General features: G+C 46.3%; 13 protein-coding genes and 1 pseudogene. 10 read left to right on the forward strand and 4 right to left on the reverse strand.

Features of this window, described 5'->3' with window-relative positions; all coding sequences use genetic code 11:
• Positions 1-37: 37 nt before the first annotated feature.
• The 3 genes from GSF13_RS08765 to GSF13_RS08775 form a co-directional block, all read right to left on the reverse strand.
• Complete coding sequence (locus GSF13_RS08765; RefSeq protein WP_211867918.1) at positions 38-475, reverse strand: MarR family transcriptional regulator; 438 nt, start codon at positions 473-475, stop codon at positions 38-40.
• Complete coding sequence (locus tag GSF13_RS08770) at positions 462-950, reverse strand: glutathione peroxidase (RefSeq protein WP_211867920.1); 489 nt, start codon at positions 948-950, stop codon at positions 462-464. The genes GSF13_RS08765 and GSF13_RS08770 overlap by 14 nt, the downstream gene beginning before the upstream one ends.
• Before the next feature lie 75 nt (positions 951-1,025).
• Positions 1,026-1,883 carry a transporter substrate-binding domain-containing protein gene (locus tag GSF13_RS08775; RefSeq protein ID WP_010607685.1) on the reverse strand — a complete coding sequence of 286 codons (858 nt, stop codon included), beginning with the start codon at positions 1,881-1,883 and terminating at the stop codon, positions 1,026-1,028.
• A 173-nt stretch (positions 1,884-2,056) separates the two neighbouring features.
• Between GSF13_RS08775 and GSF13_RS08780 the strand changes: the two genes are divergently transcribed.
• The 4 genes from GSF13_RS08780 (at position 2,057) to GSF13_RS08795 (ending at position 5,437) form a co-directional block, all read left to right on the forward strand.
• The gene (locus GSF13_RS08780; protein ID WP_010607684.1) at positions 2,057-2,695 is read left to right on the forward strand and encodes a cytochrome b/b6 domain-containing protein; all 639 of its coding nucleotides are present in this window, start codon (positions 2,057-2,059) and stop codon (positions 2,693-2,695) included.
• A 176-nt stretch (positions 2,696-2,871) separates the two neighbouring features.
• Positions 2,872-3,570 carry a DUF3581 family protein gene (locus GSF13_RS08785; protein WP_211867922.1) on the forward strand — a complete coding sequence of 233 codons (699 nt, stop codon included), beginning with the start codon at positions 2,872-2,874 and terminating at the stop codon, positions 3,568-3,570.
• A 132-nt stretch (positions 3,571-3,702) separates the two neighbouring features.
• The gene (locus tag GSF13_RS08790; RefSeq protein ID WP_211867924.1) at positions 3,703-4,653 is read left to right on the forward strand and encodes a sensor domain-containing diguanylate cyclase; all 951 of its coding nucleotides are present in this window, start codon (positions 3,703-3,705) and stop codon (positions 4,651-4,653) included.
• A 151-nt stretch (positions 4,654-4,804) separates the two neighbouring features.
• A complete protein-coding gene (locus tag GSF13_RS08795) occupies positions 4,805-5,437 on the forward strand; it encodes a GNAT family N-acetyltransferase (RefSeq protein ID WP_211867926.1) in 633 nt (210 codons plus the stop codon).
• On the opposite strand, the gene GSF13_RS08800 is transcribed toward GSF13_RS08795, so the two are convergent.
• Complete coding sequence (locus GSF13_RS08800) at positions 5,402-6,163, reverse strand: IucA/IucC family C-terminal-domain containing protein (protein WP_211867928.1); 762 nt, start codon at positions 6,161-6,163, stop codon at positions 5,402-5,404. The two genes, GSF13_RS08795 and GSF13_RS08800, sit on opposite strands and share 36 nt — an antisense overlap.
• Before the next feature lie 320 nt (positions 6,164-6,483).
• Between GSF13_RS08800 and dapE the strand changes: the two are divergent.
• The 6 genes and pseudogenes from dapE (at position 6,484) to GSF13_RS08830 (ending at position 20,985) form a co-directional block, all read left to right on the forward strand.
• A pseudogene (gene dapE, locus GSF13_RS08805) lies at positions 6,484-7,679 on the forward strand (succinyl-diaminopimelate desuccinylase).
• A gap of 267 nt (positions 7,680-7,946) precedes the next feature.
• On the forward strand, positions 7,947-9,563 hold the full coding sequence (locus GSF13_RS08810; protein ID WP_206471366.1) for a cyclic peptide export ABC transporter: 1,617 nt from the start codon (positions 7,947-7,949) through the stop codon (positions 9,561-9,563).
• Between the two features lie 324 nt (positions 9,564-9,887).
• Positions 9,888-10,124 (forward strand): MbtH family NRPS accessory protein, encoded by a 237-nt coding sequence (locus GSF13_RS08815; protein ID WP_211867936.1) that lies wholly within the window; start codon positions 9,888-9,890, stop codon positions 10,122-10,124.
• Positions 10,121-10,861, forward strand: a complete 741-nt coding sequence (locus GSF13_RS08820) for a thioesterase (protein ID WP_211867938.1) — start codon at positions 10,121-10,123, stop codon at positions 10,859-10,861. Before GSF13_RS08815 ends, GSF13_RS08820 begins: the two co-directional genes overlap by 4 nt.
• 126 nt (positions 10,862-10,987) lie before the next feature.
• A complete protein-coding gene (locus tag GSF13_RS08825) occupies positions 10,988-16,444 on the forward strand; it encodes a non-ribosomal peptide synthetase (RefSeq protein ID WP_211867940.1) in 5,457 nt (1,818 codons plus the stop codon).
• A 2-nt stretch (positions 16,445-16,446) separates the two neighbouring features.
• Positions 16,447-20,985: a type I polyketide synthase gene (locus GSF13_RS08830; protein ID WP_211867942.1), complete on the forward strand. Its 4,539-nt coding sequence runs from the start codon at positions 16,447-16,449 to the stop codon at positions 20,983-20,985.
• Positions 20,986-20,987: the final 2 nt, after the last annotated feature.

Here is a 20,987-nt window from a genome sequence, read left to right on the forward strand (position 1 = left end):
ATGTAGCGGCTTTTTTATTGTCCGAAATGTATCGTGTTTACCGCTTTCCTTGTGCCATCAACACATCAAGAGACTGCCTTAACAGTTGAATTTGCTCCATACTTAAGCCCGCTTTTGCCATCATTTGTGCTGGGATACAAGCGCATGATTGCTCGAGGATTTTACCTGCTTGAGTTAAGTGAATGAAGGTTTGTCGTTCATCATCAGGATTTTTGCTACGGGTAACGAGGCCACGCTCTGCTAAGCGCTTAAGGAGCGGTGTTAGGGTGTTGCTATTGAGTTCAGCTCGCTCGCCTATTTCTTTCACCAGCCGTCCGTCCTGCTCCCATAAAATCAATAACACTATGTATTGCGGATACGTGAGCCCAACTTCTTTGAGTAACGGCTGATAGAGTCGTGTAACCTGTCTTGATGCACTATATAGCCGAAAACAGATCTGGTTATCGAGATTGAGCTGCGGGTTAGATTGACTCATTTAGTAACTTTTCAATATCTTTGGCTATTTGTTCAGGCTTGGTGATTGGGGCATAGCGCTTAACGGGTTCACCCTGCTGGTTAAATAAAAACTTAGTGAAGTTCCATTTGATTTTATTACCAAATAGCCCTGGAAGAGCGGACTTTAGGTATTGATACAGTGGGTGTGCTTTATCGCCATTAACCTCAATCTTTTCCATCATCTGAAAATCAACACCGTAGTTGATTAAGCAGCCTTCTTGAATTTGTTTTGCATCGCCGGGTTCTTGTTTACCAAACTGATTGCAGGGAAAGCCGATGATCACAAGTCCCTGATCCGCGTATTTTTGGTGTAGCTCTTGGAGTCCTTCATATTGTGGTGTTAATCCACACTCACTGGCCGTGTTAACAATAAGGACAGCTTTGCCTTGTAAGTCGGTAAAGTGATATGCCTGACCTTGTAACGTGTTTGCTTCAAACTGATAAAGTGCCGTCATTTTTAGTCTCTTGTGATTTAATCGTGTACGATTTAATTTAGACTAAGTATGACCCTTGTGCAACCGCAGTTGAAATTATTTTGCAGGAGTATGTTGATATTTGGCGCTTAGCATCGCAAGCCGCCTGGTGATCAATGCGTGATCTTGCTTGGGGAGATATTTTAAGTGTGTGGTTAGGTAGGTACTGGTGGAATATAGTGCACGGATCATCTGGTTGGCCTTGTCGATAAATGCTCGTGTTTCTTGGGTGTGGCTACAAGCAATATGGCCTTCAAGATGAGGGAGGTTATTTGCAATCGGTAATGAGCCCACTAGATGGGCTTTGTCCTTTGGAAAGCTTTGCTGAAAAATAGCGGGGTAGGCTAATATAAAGTCGACTTTACCTGCACTAAACTGCTCCATAATGGTTTGTGCTGAGGTTTTATACGGTCTAATGGCAACATTTTTGGGTTCAAGTAGCGCTAATGCAGAGTCAATGGTATTGCCATAAGATTTGCCGACCTCTTTGATGATAGTGGTCTGTGGATAGTAAGCCATTAAACTCGCAAGCGACTTTAGCTTACCCGTGGCGTTCACAAGGCTGGCATCCATCGGGGTGTGCTGTTTGAAGTAATATAATCTATGGCTCGGATATAGGTGGATGGGGATGGTAAACAAGAAGGCTTGCTGGCGACTTGGGGTTTTTAGACGAGACACCGCGCACACAGGCTCTTCGCTTGCTAGTAATTGGTTAAGCTTGGTTGGGGTGACAATGTTAAAGTCAAAGTAATCTCGGCCAAACTGGTTTAAAAGCAAGTTGTTGGTATCTGACTCTAAACTATGGGCTTGTTTGCTAAAAAGTCTTTGCTCATCGGCAGGTTCATTCGAGATCAGCAATATTTTTGCGTTGCAGCACGCACCAAATAACAGCAGCATTAGCAGTAAATATTTCATTATCGCTCCAACCCCGCAAAGCAAATACCAGTTTACTATAGAACATTGTGCTTAATTAGCATTCAAAATGCGCTGCCAAATCAAGATAAGCGGTTATTTAACCTTAACTCTTTGTGCTGAGTTTTATAACCTGTCATCATTGCAATGATTTTTACCTATGGGGCAAATAAACGATGACCAAAGTGTGGGATGGATTTATCCGCGGGTTTCACTGGCTGCTCGTAGCAGGACTAGTAACCTTATATATTACCGGTGAAGAAGGCATGATGGATCTTCACTTTGTTACTGGCTATTTATTGTTAGCACTGATGGCAGCGCGATTAATTTGGGGTGTCATTGGTAGCCAAACCGCTAAATTAAGCGCGTTATTTCATTCACCTAAAGCAATTTTATCGGCCATTAAATCAAAACAAAGCCATGTAGGACATAATCCTGCGGGAAGTTTGATGGTGCTGCTATTTTTTGTGCTGATCCTTGTCCAGCTTGTTTCTGGCTTGATGACAACAGATGATATTTTGGTGGAAGGCCCACTTGCACAATATGTATCTTACGACTTAGTTGAATTAGCAGGTGATATACATCACACCAATATTGAGCTGTTAATTGCGGCCATTGCACTGCATATATTTGCTATTGTGGTGTATCGCCTAAAAGGTCAAAACCTAGTAAAGACATTAGTTACTGGTAAGCAAGAACATGCAGTCAGCACGCCTGTCATGAAATCGGGTGTTGTTGCATACCTTATCTTTATTGCACTTTCAGCTTTGTTACTCTTTACGTGGGGCGCTGAGCCATTACAAGGGTTAATGTAACTTAACTCTAAACAGAGGTTAGCGAGGTATTGTTTTCAATAACTTCGCTAACTTTTAGTGCCAAGTCCGGTCAATGTAATATTTGTTAACAGATTATCGTAACAGATATGACCTCTATTTCAGAAAATTCTGGTAACATGGCGCAGTTTTATCATAGAGGTTAGAGAAAAGTAGCGATGTTAGAGCCGTATTATCAACAACAAGCAAATGAGATCACCATTACCAGAGAGCAGGGGAGTTTATTTGCAAAAGGAGTCGCGGACGACTACAACCCACTGCACGACATCGATGCAAAGAAGTTTTGTGTACCGGGTGATCTACTTTTCTCCTTAGTGTTAAAGCACTACGGCTTAAGCGAGAATATGGAGTTTAGCTTCGTGGGCATGGTTGATGAAACAACAACCCTTAAATTGCCAGAAGGTGCTGCACAATTTGATATTACCGCAAATGATAAAGTGATGCTGTCCGTGTCGCGCGCTGGCGAAACCAGCACGTGCCCAACGCTCATCAATAGTTTGACGAGAAATTACGTAGAATTTTCAGGCACTACCTTTCCTCATGTGATCATCCCATTGATGGGTGAGCAAGAGGTAATGATAAACCCAGCAAGGCCAATGGTGATATACGAATCTATGTCTATTCATATGGATGATATATCGGTAACGGAAGTAACATTGGAAGCGGCTAAACCTGAGTTTAGCTATGAAGGCAAACGTGGCAAAATCAACCTGCGTTTTAACTTGCTGTCGAACGGCACTAAAGTCGGTTATGGTGAAAAGCACATGTTAGTTTCTGGGATCCGTGAGTATTGTCAGCAAACCGTTGATGATTTGATTGCCTATTACAACGATAGAAAAGTAGCATTAAAGCCGTAACCTCCCAATACACGCTGACGCACCTGTCAGCGTGTTGCCCACACCGTTTTCCTTTGAAACAATAATTCATCCACTCTTCAGCTGTCCGCTATACTGTTTAGATAAAATGTAATTGAATTAAATGGTATTACTGTGCCGTATGCTGACTTGCTCAAACCAGAAGCCTCACAACAAACATTATTAAAATGGCAAAAAACAGTCGATTTGATGGCGAAGATTTTTTCGGCGCCTGCTGCGTTTGTGGTACAAAAAAAAGAAGACGGTTTTGCAGTGATGATTGCAAGTGACCAAGAAGAAAACCCGTATCCTGCAGGTGGTTTTATACCGCAAGAAACCAATATCTTTTGTAAGCATGTTGTCGCTAATAATCGCAATCTATATGAGCAGCACGCCAGCGTAAACTATCAATGGGACGATAACCCTGAGGTTGCCAATGATGGGTTTGAGTCTTATTTGGGTGTACCAATCCACTGGCCCAATGGAAAATCGTTTGGCACATTGTGTGTGATGGATTTTAAGCCTACAAATTACAACGCTTCGTTGGTTGAATTTATAGAGCACTTACGCGATATGCTAGAAGACGATTTGGTGATGATTGAGCGCTATAGCAAAATCAAAGCGATAGCGATGCAAGATCCGTTGACTGAAGTACTAAATCGCCGCGCGACTGAAATACTCGGTGAACATAAGCGTGATATTGCCTTAAAACTGGGTGGTGCGCTTTACTGTGTCTTTCTTGATTTAGATGGTTTTAAACCGATAAATGACAGCTATGGTCATGAAGTTGGAGATCAGGTGTTACAAAGTTTGGCTGAAGCCTTGAAAGCCGCAAGTAGCGAAGATGATATTATTGGGCGCTATGGCGGCGATGAGTTTCTGGCTATTGTACAACGAGATAATGAAGAAGCAGTAAACGACTTTATTTTTCAAAGTGAGGCTAATTTCTATCAGGCGTTAAAAAAGAAAAAGCTCCCCAAGTGTGGTTTTTCTGCGGGATTTGCCAAGAGCGACAGTAAGTTTGAAAGCATGACCAGTTTATTCTCTCGAGCAGACAAACACATGTATCAGAAAAAAATGAACTAGAGTGCCTACAAATCGCGCTTTCCTTAAATTAATTCCCTTAGTCACCGTCTACTAAACAGAGTGCATGTAACCTCATGACTCGGTTACTAAATCTTTCAAACGGGCTTTGTCGCTTCAATGACAGTCGTTTGTGTAATTTAAGTGGAAAAGTATGTATTCAATTCACCCTTTGTGGCAGCAATTCCCTTGTACCGACAAAACCGCGCTGCAAGGTACAGAGCTTGCCTCGTATCACAACCCGCAGCTCAATAAGACTGTGCGCTTTAAGCTGATCTCAAAAGCGGATTTACCACTATTTTGTCAGTGGATGAACGATCCTCGAGTTGCACATTTTTGGCAGCAGGCGTGGTCAGAAGAAAAGCAGTGGCAGTATCTCAGCGAACGTTTAGCAGACAACTTTAGTTTGCCGCTCGTCATGTATTTTGATGAGCAGCCATTTGGCTATGTTGAAGTTTATTGGGCTGAGTTAGATAAGTTAGCGGGATATTATGAGTGGCAGCCCAAAGATAGAGGCGTCCATTTATTAGTTGGCGAGCAATCATGTAGAGGTCCCGAAAATTTTCGTGCTTGGATGACCAGTTTGAGTCACCTTATTTATTTAGGGCATGAAGATACTCAGCGTATTGTGCTAGAGCCTCGCCATGATAATACGCGGCTACTCACTCGCATTGCAGAGCTTGGTTATCATAGCCAGTTTGAGTTTGACTTTCCTCATAAGCGGGCTGCGTTAGTGATGGCTGAGAAAGCTTCATTCTATCGAGACGTTTTTCCTCAGTTTGCTTAGGTTACTTAGCGCGGCTTTTCTTTGCACCATATTGTGCTTGTGTTTGGGACAGTCGCGGCAGTAATTGCCATTTTCTCGGTCGTGGAGAAGGCAGCATTCAGGGCGGATTTGATATTTGCCACTCGGATCATGTGCGGTTATTTCGGCAAACTTAAGCGGATTCTTTAGCGCCCCTAAGTGGGCGGATGTAGTCAGTATTTGTTTATCTTGAAGCAATGTTGGATGCGTACCCACAAGCCCCATCATAATGTCGAAAAAGTCATTCAAGCGATAAAAGCAATTACTCCATAACGTCCGCTCTTTTACGCCAAAAGCTTGGTGTAGCAGGTCGTGAAGCGGTGATAAGTGATTGAACAATAAGTCGTGATAGCGTGTTTCTGTGTCACTGTTTTTAAGTGCTTTACCTTGATGCGGCAGCAAAATGCTGAGCTGCTCAGGGTTGTAGCTCAATTCGCAAAGCTTTAGTGGCAAGGGGGTTAGCAATAATGAATGGCTCACGATGATGCTTGGAAAAATATTGAAGGTGTAATACATATGCCACACGGAGGCTTGAGCCCTTGATTTCGTTACGCCTCTCTCTAAGCTAAAGCGAGTTATGTGGTCGATAAAATGTGGTGACTCTAATAACTCAGAAAAAGTCGCTGTAGATCGTAAAGGGGTGAGGTCAACACCTTGCGCATACGTATCATAAGGAGGTTTAAAAAAAGGCACTAAATTCGGCAGCATTGAAACGAACAGCTATAGAGGTTTATGGTTAATGACGAAGCACAACTTCATTAATTTAATACCGCCTTTTAGTCTCAAACTCCCACATTACTTTAGTGCTTATGTTTGTTTGGCTGTTATCTGCCAAAAACGGCACTAGAAAATGCAGTTAATGGTCAAATTACATGTTTTGGCGGGGTAAAAAATACCGAACACCGACAAATCAATAATCTTATGTAAAAAAATTTAGTTTAGTTTCGTCACTAGTCTGAGTGTCGTGGTTGCTGCCTAAAAGTGGTGTGCAACAAAAACAAATATTCGGCTTGGGAACTAGGCTCTACATGCAAGAACTAACTAAAAAAATAACCCAAATAAGTACCTCTATAAGTCTTCTACAGGAGTTCATCGCGGCGCCGTCTGTGACGCCTTGTGATGCCGGGTTGATCTTAACAATCGCCCAATATCTTGAGGAACTCGGGTTTGAAACCTCATGGTTTGAAGAAAATGGAGTGCGTAACCTTATATCCAAGCAGGTTTTTTCTGAAGGTCCAAGTTTTGCATTTTCTGGTCATGTTGATGTTGTCCCCGCTGAGCAGGAGCATTGGCATTCCGATCCATTTAAAGCGACTGTCGTAAACGATGTTATTTATGGCAGGGCGTGTCCGATATGAAAGGGGGCATTGCTGCCATGCTGAGTGCCACACGAGTCTTACTGGCTTCGAAGCAAAAGCTTAAAGGCACTTTCTATTGGTTGCTGACATCCGATGAAGAGGGGGAAGCTGAATTTGGTACCAAGCGAATCGTCGAGCGACTCAGTCAAGATGGTGTAACGATTGACGCTTGCCTTGTTGGAGAGCCTACCTCACACAATCGAGTGGGTGATGTGATCCGAAATGGTCGCCGCGGCTCAATCTCAGGTGCCATAAAAATTGAAGGGAAAGCAGGCCATGTCGCTTATCCCGAACAAACGATCAATGCAGCGCATATCGCGGGTAAAATAGTGGCGACACTGTGCGGTTTACAGTGGCAAAAAGACCAGCCAGATGTCAAAACAACCCTTCAAGTCACGGGCGTCAATACGACGACTGATGTGGATAATATCGTACCTGAAGCGTGCCAGGTTAATTTCAATATTAGATACAGCCATGGGTATAGTAATCAAGAGATCATCGGCATTATCGAAAATCACTTAGCAAGATTTAAAGACAACCTGAGTCTAGATTGGTCAAGGGCATGTAACCCCTACTATACCAGTGCAGATATGGAAAATTCGTTCTTAAACTTAGTGGAAAACGCCATCGTGCGGTGTACTGCGAGATACCCCATAGTAAACACCGCTGGAGGCACGTCTGATGGGCGTTTTTTTGCCAATGGTCACACCCAAACGATTGAATGTGGTGTTAAAAACGACACGATACACCAAGCCAATGAGTGTTTACCCATAAGTGATTTACTGGAAATCGAGCAGATTTATTTAACGGTGCTCAGTGATTTTTTTGGCGCTAAGCAACACCTTAATTTGCCCGCTGGTGAGTAAGTTGCTCGCCTTTAGGCAGACAATACCAGTTTGACTTCATACTTGCTCGATTTGGAGGGATTAAATCTGACGCGAGCTGTGTTAAAAATTTATCAGTTAGAACAACTAAATAGCAAAATTTTTGCCTGACTAAAGACAAGATTTTCTGGCCTCAACATTTAGGTAAATTGGTATAAATCTAGTTTTTTTTAGACTTTCGTTAAACAACTTTAGAAGTGCTTCGTCTTGTTGCTATCAGACTCAGTAATTGAATTATGAGGAAATCGTGTGCTTGGGTATTTAATTCGTCAATCAAAATGGTTGTTAGGTGCGGCTGTGTTCACGAGTGCAATCTGCGGTGTGTGTGCCGTATTGTTACTCACGCAAATTAATAAGGTATTGAATTCATCACAACAAGAAGCCAATCAATTTTTTGGTATTTTTGTGGCCTTGGTGGTGGCTGTGCTGGTTTTTCAGGTGGTGGCATCAACATTGTTTGAGCGATTGAGTCAACAGGCACACGCTGTGCTGAGAAGGCATATTTCAGATAAGGTGCTGCAAGCAGATTATCGTCAACTTGAAGAAGTGGGCGGAGCCAAGGTGCAATCAGCGCTGTCTGAACACTGCTTAAAGGTCGCTGAGTTTTTCGTCCGTTTACCGGTGATCGTTGTCAACGGTATAATTGTTATTGGTTGTATGGCTTTCATTGCTTGGTTATCGCTGGATGTATTTGTGATGGCGCTGGTGGTCTTGGGTTTAGGCTCTATTGGCTATCATTTGGTTCATCTCAAAGCCATCGGCTATTTAAATAGTGCAGCAAAAGAGCAAGATCGTTTGTTTGGACACTTTAGTGCTTTGGTTGATGGTGCCAAAGAGCTACGCTTACATGCTGGTAAAAGACAGCGATTTGCAGATAACGTGCTTGGAGATTCCATTGAATCGGTTCGTAAGCAACGGACGGTGGGCATGTCTGTCTTTGTTATTTCTACCGCTTGGGGAAATTTCTTAATCTACGCATTTATTGGCGCGGTTTTGTTCGCGCTGGTAGCAGATTCAGCGCAGCGTACCCAAATACTAACGGGCTTTGCGTTGGTCTTTATATATATGATTGCGCCCTTAGAGAACTTACTAAAAGCTCTGCCCGCGGCCAATATAGCGAAAGCATCAGCTGCGCGCATTGAAGCTGTCACCGCGCATTTATCCGAAGGAGCGAAAGAAAAGCACTTACCGAATGCGCCATCTTCGTTTAAGCAGCTTGAATTAAGCGGATTAACACATCAGTTTTATCATGAACCTTCTGATGATTTATTCACACTTGGACCTATCGATTTATCATTTAAACCGGGGGAAATTGTCTTTTTGGTTGGCGGTAATGGCAGTGGCAAAACCACGCTGGCTAAGATGTTGGTCGGATTATACAAGAGTAATACTGGTCAACTTCGCTTAGATGGCAAAACCATTAACCCAGAAGATCTAGATGAGTATAGGCAGCTTTTCACCGCAATTTTCTCTGACTTTTATTTGTTTGAAGAATTGCTGGATATCCCTTCGGCTGAATTAGATGCGGCCGCAAACTCACTGTTAGAAAAGCTCCAACTTAATCGTAAAGTGCATGTTGCCAATGGTGCATTTTCAACGCGTGCGTTATCTCAAGGGCAAAGAAAGCGACTAGCCATGGTGGTAGCCCATTTAGAGCAGCGTCCGTTTTTAGTCTTTGATGAATGGGCGGCGGACCAAGATCCTATATTTAAAGAGGTGTTTTATCGCCAGTTATTACCAGAGCTTAAAGCGCAGGGTAAAACGCTGTTGGTTATCTCTCATGACGATAAGTATTTTGACTGCGCCGATCGACTGTTGCGAATGGAGCACGGCCAACTTTATCAGCGTGAAGAGGCAGCTGCATAAATAACCTGAGTGGTTAAAGTTGAGCGCAGTGCAAGCCAACACTATCACTGCGTTTAACTTGATAACCGCTTAGCGGCTAAGCATATTTAGGCCGCGATATCCCTACCCATATGCTTTCAATTATCTGCACTGGTAAAAAATCAGAATATAGACGCTTTTTTCTTTAAACAATTCGCATTTCTATTCGTCTACAGAGGCAATATCGCCAAATTTATTGGCATGTTGAGAAGGTAGCACGGAGATACATACCTCATGGCTACCCAACCTCATCAGAATGTAAACCGACTGCCTATAGTAGCAGTGCAATATTTATCAGGAGATGTCATGTCAGTGAGCTGTTTTGACCGCGAAGATGAAACCTTCATCGTGCTTATTAATCAAGAAGAACAATATTCAATTTGGCCCGAGTGGAAAGCGGTACCAGCGGGTTGGCAAGCTGTAGCTGGTGTTCAGGGCGATAAGGCCCACGTGCAAAGCTACATTAACGAGCACTGGACAGATATGCGACCTGCCTCTTTGCGTCAGTGGATGGCTGAGCAAGCGCAACTAGGTGACGCGTGAGTACACCAAGCATTAAGCTGTTGTGCCTGCCTTGTGCTGGGGCGAGTGCCTCAATGTACTTACGTTGGAGTCGGCAATTGCCTAGCTGGATAAAGCTAGTGCCCATTGAGCTTGCAGGAAGAGGCCCTAAGTTAGCTGAAGAGAAAGTCGAAAACTATCACGAGCAAGTGAGTGCGATACTTCAGGGTTATCAGCATGAGATGGTCGGTGATTATGCTTTTTTTGGCCACAGCATGGGAGCTTTGCTTGCCTATGGCGTCACACTGCAGTTGCAACAGCGCAATTTACCTTTGCCTAACGCCTTGATGCTATCGGCGTGTCCTGCGCCACAGTTTATTCATCCCGAGCGCTACCCAGAACCTAATGATCGGCAAGCGCTCATTGCTGAATTGCGAGCGCAGGGAGGAACGCCAGACATGCTATTTGACAATGCTGATTTATTGGAAATGACGCTTGAAGTGCTGGCCGCTGACTATCGCGCATTGCGCTCGTTTGCGCCATCTAGCCCTTCGCAAATAACCGTGCCGGTAACCACTTTTTATGGCCACGATGACTTAATCAGTGTTAGCGAAGTGCTGGCCTGGCAGCAGCACGCCCGTCATCCATTATCGCAACAAGGTTTCACTGGTGGGCATTTTTATATTCACAGTGCCCAAGCCTCGGTGTTGTCTGCGCTTGAGCAAACACTGAGTCGCCATAATACATCAGCGGCTTCTGTGGTCAGTAGTTGTGAGTAAAACCAAGCGCTGCACTTGAGGACTTGGGTTATCACACAGCATTAAACACTTGGTATTAGTCGGTTCGCTTTTTAATCTTGTCTCTAGTCGCGAGCCCATTTAGAAAAATTGAGGTAGAGCTGCAATATGCAACACAAGCCATTACAACTAAACCCGTATCTCACGGGCGAGACGCCCCACAGCATGGTTGAGCGTTTACAACACCTTGCCCAGATCCAAGCAGATAAAACCGCGTTGGTGGTCGTTAGTGACAAAGAAGGTGTGCTGGATGAGCGCTCATTTACCTATGGTGAATTAGATATACAGATTAAAAGACTAGCGGCCGAGCTGCAGCTACAGTGTCGTCAAGGTGATCGCGTGCTGTTGATGCTAGATAACAATGAACAGTATGTTATCAGTTTCTTCGCATGCCTTTATGCCGGTCTCATCGCGGTTCCTTTATTTGTTCCCGAATCTTCACGTTCTCAGCATATTCAGCGCGTTGTTGGGATTGCGTTAAATTGTCAAGCAACCGCTATTTTAGCGCATTCTGCAGATCATCAGTTAGTTGAACTAGCCAAACAAGAAATGCACAACAGCGGCCTAAGTGCTGCAAGTTTACTGTTTGTTGACCAGTTAAATTATCAAGAGAATACCTGCTGGCAAGCGCATACGCCACAACCACAAGAGTTGGCATTTTTACAATATACCTCAGGCTCAACGGCAGCACCAAAGGGTGTTATGGTGAGTCACGGTAATTTGATTGCAAATGAAATTGCCATCAGCGAAGGGAGTGGGGTGATAGCAGACGAGGTTGTTGTGTCTTGGTTGCCTCTCTACCACGATATGGGATTAATGGCCGGCTTGATTTTGCCTTTATTCAATGGCTCAAAATGTGTCTTGATGTCGCCTCGCTACTTCCTTGAAAAACCAATCCGCTGGCTTGAAGCAATTGCTAGACACCGAGGTACGTCAAGCGGTGGTCCAGATTTTGGTTATCGCTTGTGTGTTGAAAGGATAAGGCCAAGCGCAATGGCGAACTTGGATCTGTCTTCTTGGCAAGTGGCCTTTAGTGGCGCAGAGCCTGTAAGGGTTGATACGCTTGATAGCTTTTTTGCACAAGCCACGCCAGCAGGTTTTAATCCTCAAGCCATATACCCGTGTTATGGATTGGCTGAAGCAACCTTATTTGTTACTGGGCCAAAAAGACAATCTGGCCTAGTGGTACAGTCATTTTCTGCTGCCTCACTTGCACAAGGTATCGCACAACAAGCTGAGCACGGCGTAAAGCAGGTAGCCTGTGGCGTACCAGCTTCACATCATAGTATACGGATCACAGACAACACGACCAAGGCGGCATTGCCGGCAGGACATGTGGGTGAAATTTGGGTATCGGGGCCGAGTATTGCTCAGGGCTATTGGCAAAACCCAGCTGCAACGGCTGCCACCTTTGTAGAACATGAGCAAGCGCGCTGGCTTCGCACCGGGGACTTAGGAGTGTGGCAAGATAATCAACTATACATTGTTGGCCGCATCAAGGATTTGATCATTTCTCATGGTCGCAATATCTATCCTCAGGATATTGAAAAAATTATCGAAGCAGAATTTGAGTTCGCCCGTAAAGGTCGGATCGCGGTATTTGCAGCCACGGATAACCATAGCGAAGGCGTTGGTGTAGCCCTAGAAATTGCGCGCAAGGTTCAGCGCCAAGTGAGTCCGCAGTTGTTGGTTAATCGCTTAAAGGAAATCGTTGCAGAATATTGTGATGAGTCCGTCACAGGCGTTTTGATGATGCAACCTGCAAGCTTGCCAAAAACGTCCAGTGGCAAATTACAGCGTAGCGCCTGCAAGCAAATGTGGACGCAAGCCGCTGAACTGAGTGTCGCTGCGCCACTGTCAGAAGATAATGCTGATAAGGCTTATGCGATTTATGCACATAATCAGCTGGTGCGTGGTCAAACACTGGCAGATACTTTGGCCCCAGCACCTTTATCAGAACACGAGCAAGCACTGGCCGATATCTGGCAAGCCGTGCTCAATCGTAAGAGTGATTTTAGTCGCGACGCACACTTTCTAGCAGAAGGCGGTAACTCGCTAAAAGCGGTGCAGTTAATTCACGCCATTGAGCAACATTGGCAAGTGAAGTTTGACCCCACAGAAATATTTCATTGTTTGCGCTTAGGCGAGCAAGCCGATGCTATTTTGGCCGCGTCACAACGCCAACAGTTGGTGGCTAAAGAAGCTTCCAGCGTGTCATCAATAAATTCCATTATTGCCAACGAGTATGGAATTGAGCAGGCCATTCCAATGTCTCATGCGCAAGCGAGACTATGGTTTTTATGGCAACTAGAGCCCCATAGCAGTGCTTACAATATTGGTGCGCGCATCAACCTACACTCAGATATAGACGCTACGCGCTTGCAAGACGCGTTAAATACTCTGGTGGCTGAACACCAAGCGCTGCGCACACGCTTTGATACCGATGAACTTGGTACGGCAATCCAAGTGGTTGCGCAAACGGGTCATTGGCCGCTGCAACAATTTGACTTAAGTAATGTTGCAGCGTCGCAGCAAGCTTCGGCATTGGCTGAATTGGTTGCCACAGTGAGCCAATACGAATTTGATTTAACTAAAGGGGATGTCGTCAACGCGGCGCTAATTAATCTAGGTGAGCAAGGCTATCAGCTGATTATAGTGATGCATCACATCGTTTCCGATGGCGTATCGATGCAAATATTACTAGACCAACTTGCGCATATTTATTTGGGAACCTTGAGTGCGAGTAAAGTGCGAGAGGGCGCAATCACCTATCAAGACTTTTCTTTGTGGCAGCGGTCGTATCTCACCTCCGATGCAGCGCAAGCACAATTAACGTGGTGGCAAGCACAGCTCGCCTGCGATGAGCAACCTATTTTGCAGTTGTGCACGGATTTCCCTCGAGTCAATAAAGCGCACTCTCCTGAAAATAATAAGCAACTGTTAGGTGCAAATCACAGTGTCGTCTTACCGGCCCAACTGGTTAAGCAACTTCGTCGCCAAGCGGCCAAACAAAACGCCAGCTTATTTATGGTGATGTTAGCCAGTTTTCATGCATTGCTTTATCGTCATACTGGGCAACATGACATTCGAGTGGGGATACCAGTTGCGAACCGCCATTTGCCTCAACTCCAAGAGTTAGTAGGCTTTTTTGTAAATACCCAAGTGATCCCTGCGAAGTTTTCGGGTCAGACTTGTTTGCAAGATATTGTGGCGCAAGTCAAAACTGCCGTCTTGGGCGCACAAGCAAATCAAGATGTTCCTTTTGAGTATCTAGTCGAAGCGCTAGCGCCGGAACGGAGCGTCGATACGCATCCGCTTTTCCAGATAATGTTTAGCCATACGGAGCATGATACTCGTGCATGGCAGCCGTTGGTCGCAAAGGATACTAACTTATCAGCCCGCGCTTGGCAGCCGCTAGAAGTGGCGCCGCAATTTGACTTAACGCTCGAAACTTACGAGCTAGAAGAGGATCAAGTAGCGCTAGAGTTTGTTTATCCCAGAGCACTATTTTTGCCGCAAACGATAGCGCGTATGGCTGAGCAATATGTTGCTCTGCTACATGCCCAGCTTGAGTCTGGCGCAACGCCACTTGCGCAGCTATGTGTGCAAACCTCGGCAGAGCAAGCGTGGTTGACTCAGGTTGCCAAAGGGCCTGCGGTTGCAACGGATGACTCTACCATTTATCAATTGTTTGAGGAGCAAGTGAAGCGCACGCCAGATGCGCCCGCACTTATCTTCAACCAACAAACCGTGAGTTATAACGCATTAAATCAACGAGCCAACCAGCTCGCGCACTATTTAAAAAGTCGAGGTATTGGGCCTGAAGATTGTGTCGGTATGGCGCTTGAGCGCGGTATTGAGATGTATGTCACCCTATTTGCGATTTGGAAAGCGGGAGCCGCCTATGTGCCACTCGATCCGACGTACCCTGAGGACAGGCTTGTTCACATGGTGAAGGATAGCGGGGTTAAGTTGGTGCTGACGAATGCTGCGCTCGTGGCGCATATTCCAAACGCTGAAAACGCCATCCCAGTGCTTGCATACGAGCATATATCACTTGGCGACTTTGCGACGACTAACCCTGCGATTGCATCACATTCCCAGCACTTAGCGTATGTTATTTACACCTCAGGTTCGACGGGGTTGCCCAAAGGGGTTGCCGTTACGCATGGCCCATTGTCCATGCATATTCAAAATATGGTTGACGTATATGGAGTGGATAGCGAGCACACGGAGCTGCAGTTCTTTTCGATTAACTTTGATGCCGCAGGTGAGCAGTGGATGACACCACTGATCAAAGGTGGTGCGTTAGTGCTGGCGACTAAGGCGCAGCTCAATGTGGAGGCCGTCAGTGAGTTAATAAACGTGCACAAGGTGACGGCACTGCATTTACCGCCCGCCTATTTGCGCCTTTTGACGCCGCATTTGCACGACTGTAAACAAATTCGCACCTGTATTGTTGGCGGTGAAGAATTTAGCCGCACAGATTATCAAGACGCTCATCGGGCGTTTTCCGCGCCCCGGATTGTCAACGCCTATGGGCCAACTGAAACCATTATTACACCAACGGCATGGATCAGTTTGCCGGGTGAGCTACATGAGGTTAGCACTGTACCAATTGGCAAGCCGATTGGTGCGCGTGAGGCCTATATTTTAGACGCCGATCTGAATCCTGTACCACAAGGAGCAAGCGGTGAACTTTACGTGGGTGGTCGTGGTGTTGCTCGTGGTTATTTGGGGCGTCCAGCCCTGACCGCAGAGCGTTTTGTTGCCAACCCATTTAGTAGCGATGGCGAAGTCTTATATCGAACGGGAGACTTGGTTCGTTGGAATCAACGCGATGAGTTGGAATATTTAGGGCGCATCGATCATCAAGTCAAAATTCGTGGTTTCCGGATAGAGCTTGGTGAAGTTGAAGCGCAATTAATGGCACTCCCACACATTAAAGAAGCGGTTGTATTGGCCAAAGATGGTGATGGTCAACATGGTCATTCAGGGACACATTTAGTGGCTTATGTTGGCGCTGAGGCGAATGGCCAAGGCGTATTACCAAGCGCGCAAACACTGAAGCAAAGTTTACTGCAAAAACTACCAGACTACATGGTCCCGAGTTGTATCACCGTATTGGCAAACTTGCCTGTGACGGCCAATGGCAAAATTGACCGTCATCACTTACCCGAACCTCAGTGGGGGAGTGGTGAAAGCCATCAAGTACCAACAGGCGGCTTAGCAAATAAAGTCGCTGCGATTTGGGCGGAAGTGCTAGGTCTAGATGCGAAACAAATTGGCCTGCATGACAACTTCTTTGACTTGGGCGGTCACTCCCTATTGTTTGGTCAGATTCAGCAACGTCTTGAAGCCGAATTTAGCTGTAAATTGACCATGTTAGAACTGTTTCATATGACAACCGTAAGTGCCATGGCCACTTACTTTGAACAACGTACACCTGAAGGCGCTGCGAATGCACAGCAAGCAGTTGCCAAAGAAATGAAAAAAGCATCGGCGCGTGGTCAACGCCAGCGCCAAGCCTTCTTGAAAAAAACACGCACAAAAGTGGAAAGCTAAGCATGACTACAGAAACTTATTCAAGCACAGATATTGCCATTGTCGGCCTAGCAGGTCGTTTCCCAGGAGCTGAGAACGTAGATGCCCTGTGGGAAAACCTAAAAAACGGGGTGGAATCAATCAAAACCTTCACAGAGGCAGAATTACGTGAACTTGGGGTGCCGGAAGCGACTATTGCTGACCCCAACTTTGTCCCTCGGTGTGCGTTGTTGCCTGATCAAGACAAGTTTGACGCGTCATTTTTTGGCTATTCACCGCGTGAAGCAGAAGAGCTTGACCCGCAGCAACGTCTCTTTTTAGAAACCGCTTGGCAGGCGCTGGAAAATGCTGGCTACGATGGTGACAAGTGTGACTTTCCAATAGGTGTCTATGGCGGCTGTGGCGTAAACACTTATCTAATCTCTAATTTGATGCAAAGTGGCCGTTTTAGCGATCTTGGTAATATCTCGCAGCTACAAGCGCTGATGAACGGTAATAACAAAGATGCCATGACCATGACACTGGCCTACAAACTAAACCTAAAGGGCCCTGCGGTAACGGTACAAACGGCGTGCTCAACTTCCTTGGCTGCAGTTCACATGGCGACACGCTCATTATTGAATTATGAGTCAGATATGACCTTGGCTGGCGGCTCATGGTTGAACTTTTTGCATCAGGGCGGTTATGTATATCAACCCGGCGCAATTTTGTCTCCAGATGGTCACTGTCGCCCGTTTGACGCAGATTCTCAAGGGACGGTAATTGGTTCTGGCTCTGGTGTCGTGGTACTTAAACGCCTTGAAGATGCAATGGCTGATGGCGATACCATTTATGCCGTGATCAAGGGCTCTGCAATGAATAATGATGGTAATACTAAAGCAGGTTACACCGCACCTAGTGTGGATGGGCAGGCTGAAGTTATCGCCGCAGCACTGGAAATGGCTGATACCCCGGCAGAGAGCATTGGTTACGTTGAAGCGCATGGTACCGGCACGGTGATTGGCGACCCCATTGAAATTGCTGCGCTCACCCGCGCCTACCGAATGGATACTGAGCAAACGCAATATTGTGCCGTAGGTTCAGTCAAATCGAATGTCGGCCACCTAGATGCAGCCGCAGGGGTTACCGGGTTAATAAAGGCCGCGCTGACAGTGAAGCACGGACAAATCCCGCCGAGTTTGCACTACAAGCAAGCTAACCCAGAAATTGACTTTGCCAATAGCCCGTTCTATGTCGCGGATAAGCTGACGCCTTGGTCAAATGAAACAGGCCCACGCCGTGCTGGGGTGAGTTCATTCGGTATTGGTGGCACCAATGTGCATGTGGTCCTTGAGGAGCCACCAGTTCAACGTGCGACGCAGTCGCAGCGCAACTGGCAAATCTTACCGCTGTCGGGCCACACCAAAACTGCACTGGCCAGTCGCCGCGAGCAGTTAGCAACTTGGTTTAAGCAAGCAAGCACCCAGCCTTTGTGGCAAGACAGTGCTTACACTTTGCAAGTGGGTAGGAAAGGCCTAACCCATCGTGCCGTCGTGGTGGCGCAAAATAGTGAGCAAGCGATTGCAGCACTGGCTGACGATACCGGCACATTAAGAGCGCAAGGGCAGTTAACGGTTTCAGGTGACAGGCCCGTTACCTTTATGTTCCCAGGGCAAGGTTCGCAGCATATCAATATGGCCCGCGCACTGTATGAGTCAGAAAGCGTGTTTAGAGATGCATTTGACCACTGTCGGGAGGGCCTGATAGCGCACGTTGGGCAAGATATTAAAGACCTCATTTTTGTTGCTGAAGCGGACGTTGAGCACGGTGCGGCGCAACTAAAACAAACCTCAGTCACTCAGCCGGTATTATTTGCTGTGGAATATGCATTGGCGCAGCAATGGTTGGCGTGGGGAGTAAAGCCCAGTGCTATGATTGGCCACAGTATCGGCGAATACGTCGCCGCGTGTATTGCGGGGGTGTTTAGTTTAGAGGATGCATTATACCTGGTCGCCAAGCGGGGCGAATTTATTCAGGCGCAAGCACCGGGCTGTATGTTATCGGTGGCGCTCTCAGAAGCCGCTTTAGCTCCTTATCTTGATACCGACAATCTTGGGCATAAAGTTGAGCTGGCAGCGGTGAATAGCCCTGAAAACTGTGTTGTATCGGGCTCAGAGCAAGCGATAGCGGCACTATCAAATAGGCTCACTAAGCAAGGGGTCGTAGTACAGCCTTTACATGTTTCCCATGCGTTCCATTCGTCCTTGGTGAGTGATGCAGGTGATCAACTGGCTAAGTTGATTGCCCAGGTTCAGTGCAATGCCCCAAGCATTCCATTTGTATCGAATGTAACAGGCACTTGGATAACTGACCAACAAGCGACCGACCCTCAATATTGGGCGCAGCATTTAGCACAAGCGGTGCGCTTTAACCAAGGTCTGCGCACTATCGTCAATCTTGACAATCCAGAGTCAGAAAATGGCTTAGAGCAAACTGTGCTACTCGAAGTGGGACCAAGTAATACGCTAAGTCAACTTGCTGGACGGGATGCAGAAGTAAAAGCGCAAACGAGTATTGTCACTTCGCTACCACACCCAAGAAAAGCGCAAGAGACAGAGCAACACTTTGCCTTAGCCTTGGGACGTTTATGGATTGAGGGCGTAGAGATTGATTGGGATGCCTTATATGAGCAGACACCTCATCGCGTCGCCTTACCTGTTTACCCGTTTGAGCGAAAACGTTTTTGGATTGAAGCTGATGCAAATATTGTGGCGCAAAACAACCATAATGCCTTAGCACCAAAACCGATTGAACAGTGGTGTTACATCCCTTCATATAAGCGCTCGGTTCCTGATTTAACTCAGCCCGTTGAACTGGGTTGTACTTTGCTATTTGAAACAGAGCATAAGGCCTGCGACCTGCTCCTTGATAACCTGCACACGCAGAGCGATAAGCTAATTCGGGTCAAATTAGGGCAAGCATATCACCAAGAATCGGATAATGAGTTTGTGATCCGCGCGGCTCAGTTGAGCGACTATCAGCAACTTATTGCAAGCGTGAATCAAATTCATGGTCCTGTATCGCATATATTCCATTTGTGGAGCTTGCCGACCAGCGAGCCTACTGATTTAAGCCAAACTCAACAACAGGGCATGATGAGTCTAATCGCACTTGCTCAAGCACTTGAATCGCAACAGTTAGGTCAGCCGGTTAATTTGAGCGTAGTGAGCCAAGGGTTGGCCGATGTGTCGGGCAATGATGAGATTTCACCCCCTCAGTCGATGTTACTTGGCCCATGTAAAGTCATCCCGCAGGAGTTCCCACACATTCAATGTCAACTGGTTGATTTTGGCGCACAACTGCATGGTGACTGGATAGATTGGTTGTTGTCAGAGCAACATGGCGAAGCGGGCGAGGTGGTCGCTTATCGGTCTTATCATCGTTGGCTAATGGGCTTTGAAGCGACGGCCAAACCTAAGCAAAATGAAGCGATTTATCGCCAAGGTGGGGTGTACTTAATTACCGGCGGTTTAGGTGGCGTTGGTTTGGTAATGGCTGAGCATTTGGCGGAGCACTACCAGGCTAAATTAGTCTTGCTTGGTCGCAGCACGCCTTCAGAAGCACAACAGCAAAAGTTAGCACAATTGCAATCCTTTGGTGCGCAGGTACTGGTTAAACAAGCAGATGTGGCGGACTTTGAACAAATGGCAGAGGTTGTCACACAAGCACATCAGCAGTTTGGGCAGATCAATGGGGTGATCCATGCCGCTGGGAGTGGTGCAACGTCCTTAATTAGTTCGACGGATGCAGCGTTTGTCGAGCAGATGTTTGCTGCCAAAGTTGTGGGTACGCAACATTTGTTGGCTTTATTTAACGAGCAGCCACTGGACTTTATGGTGTTGTGCTCATCGCTTGCCAGCATTGCAGGTGGTTTATCTAAGGCCGCCTACGCTTCAGCTAATGCCTATCTAGATGGTATTGCACAACAATACGCACAGCGATTGGTGCAAACGGGCGGTTATCCAATACTGGCTGTTAACTGGGACAGTTGGCGAGAGGTCGGCATGGCTGGTGATATGGATATGCCTGACGGAGTCGGCATCGCGCCTCAGCAAGGGATTGAAGTTATGGAGCGCATACTCAGCGCACCAATATTGCCGCAAGTTGCGGTTTCAACGCTCGACCTTCCTGCACGATTAGAAGCCACCAAAGGTAACCTGTTAGATGCAGAATTGACTATGGCAGATGCGGCACCTCGCAGTGGTGGCTATGAGCGTCCTGAGTTATCAACGCCATATGTTGCGCCAGAAGATGATTTACAAGTTGGTATTGCGCAAGTCTGGAGCGCCATGTTGGGGATAGAGCAAATAGGCATTCACGATAATTTGTTTGAGCTGGGCGGTGACTCCTTAATGGGGGTACAAATCATGTCGCAACTAAGCAATAAATTTGAAGTGACCTTGTCACCAGCTTCCTTTTTTAAAGATCCAACCATTTTGGGGCTTGCTCGAGTAATAGAAGCCATTCTAATACAAGAGCTACAGCAAGAGCTGGCCGAAGAGCTGGCTGAGGGAGCGAAATAAGC

It is taken from the genome of Pseudoalteromonas sp. M8 (assembly GCF_018141365.1).
Lineage (GTDB): Bacteria > Pseudomonadota > Gammaproteobacteria > Enterobacterales > Alteromonadaceae > Pseudoalteromonas.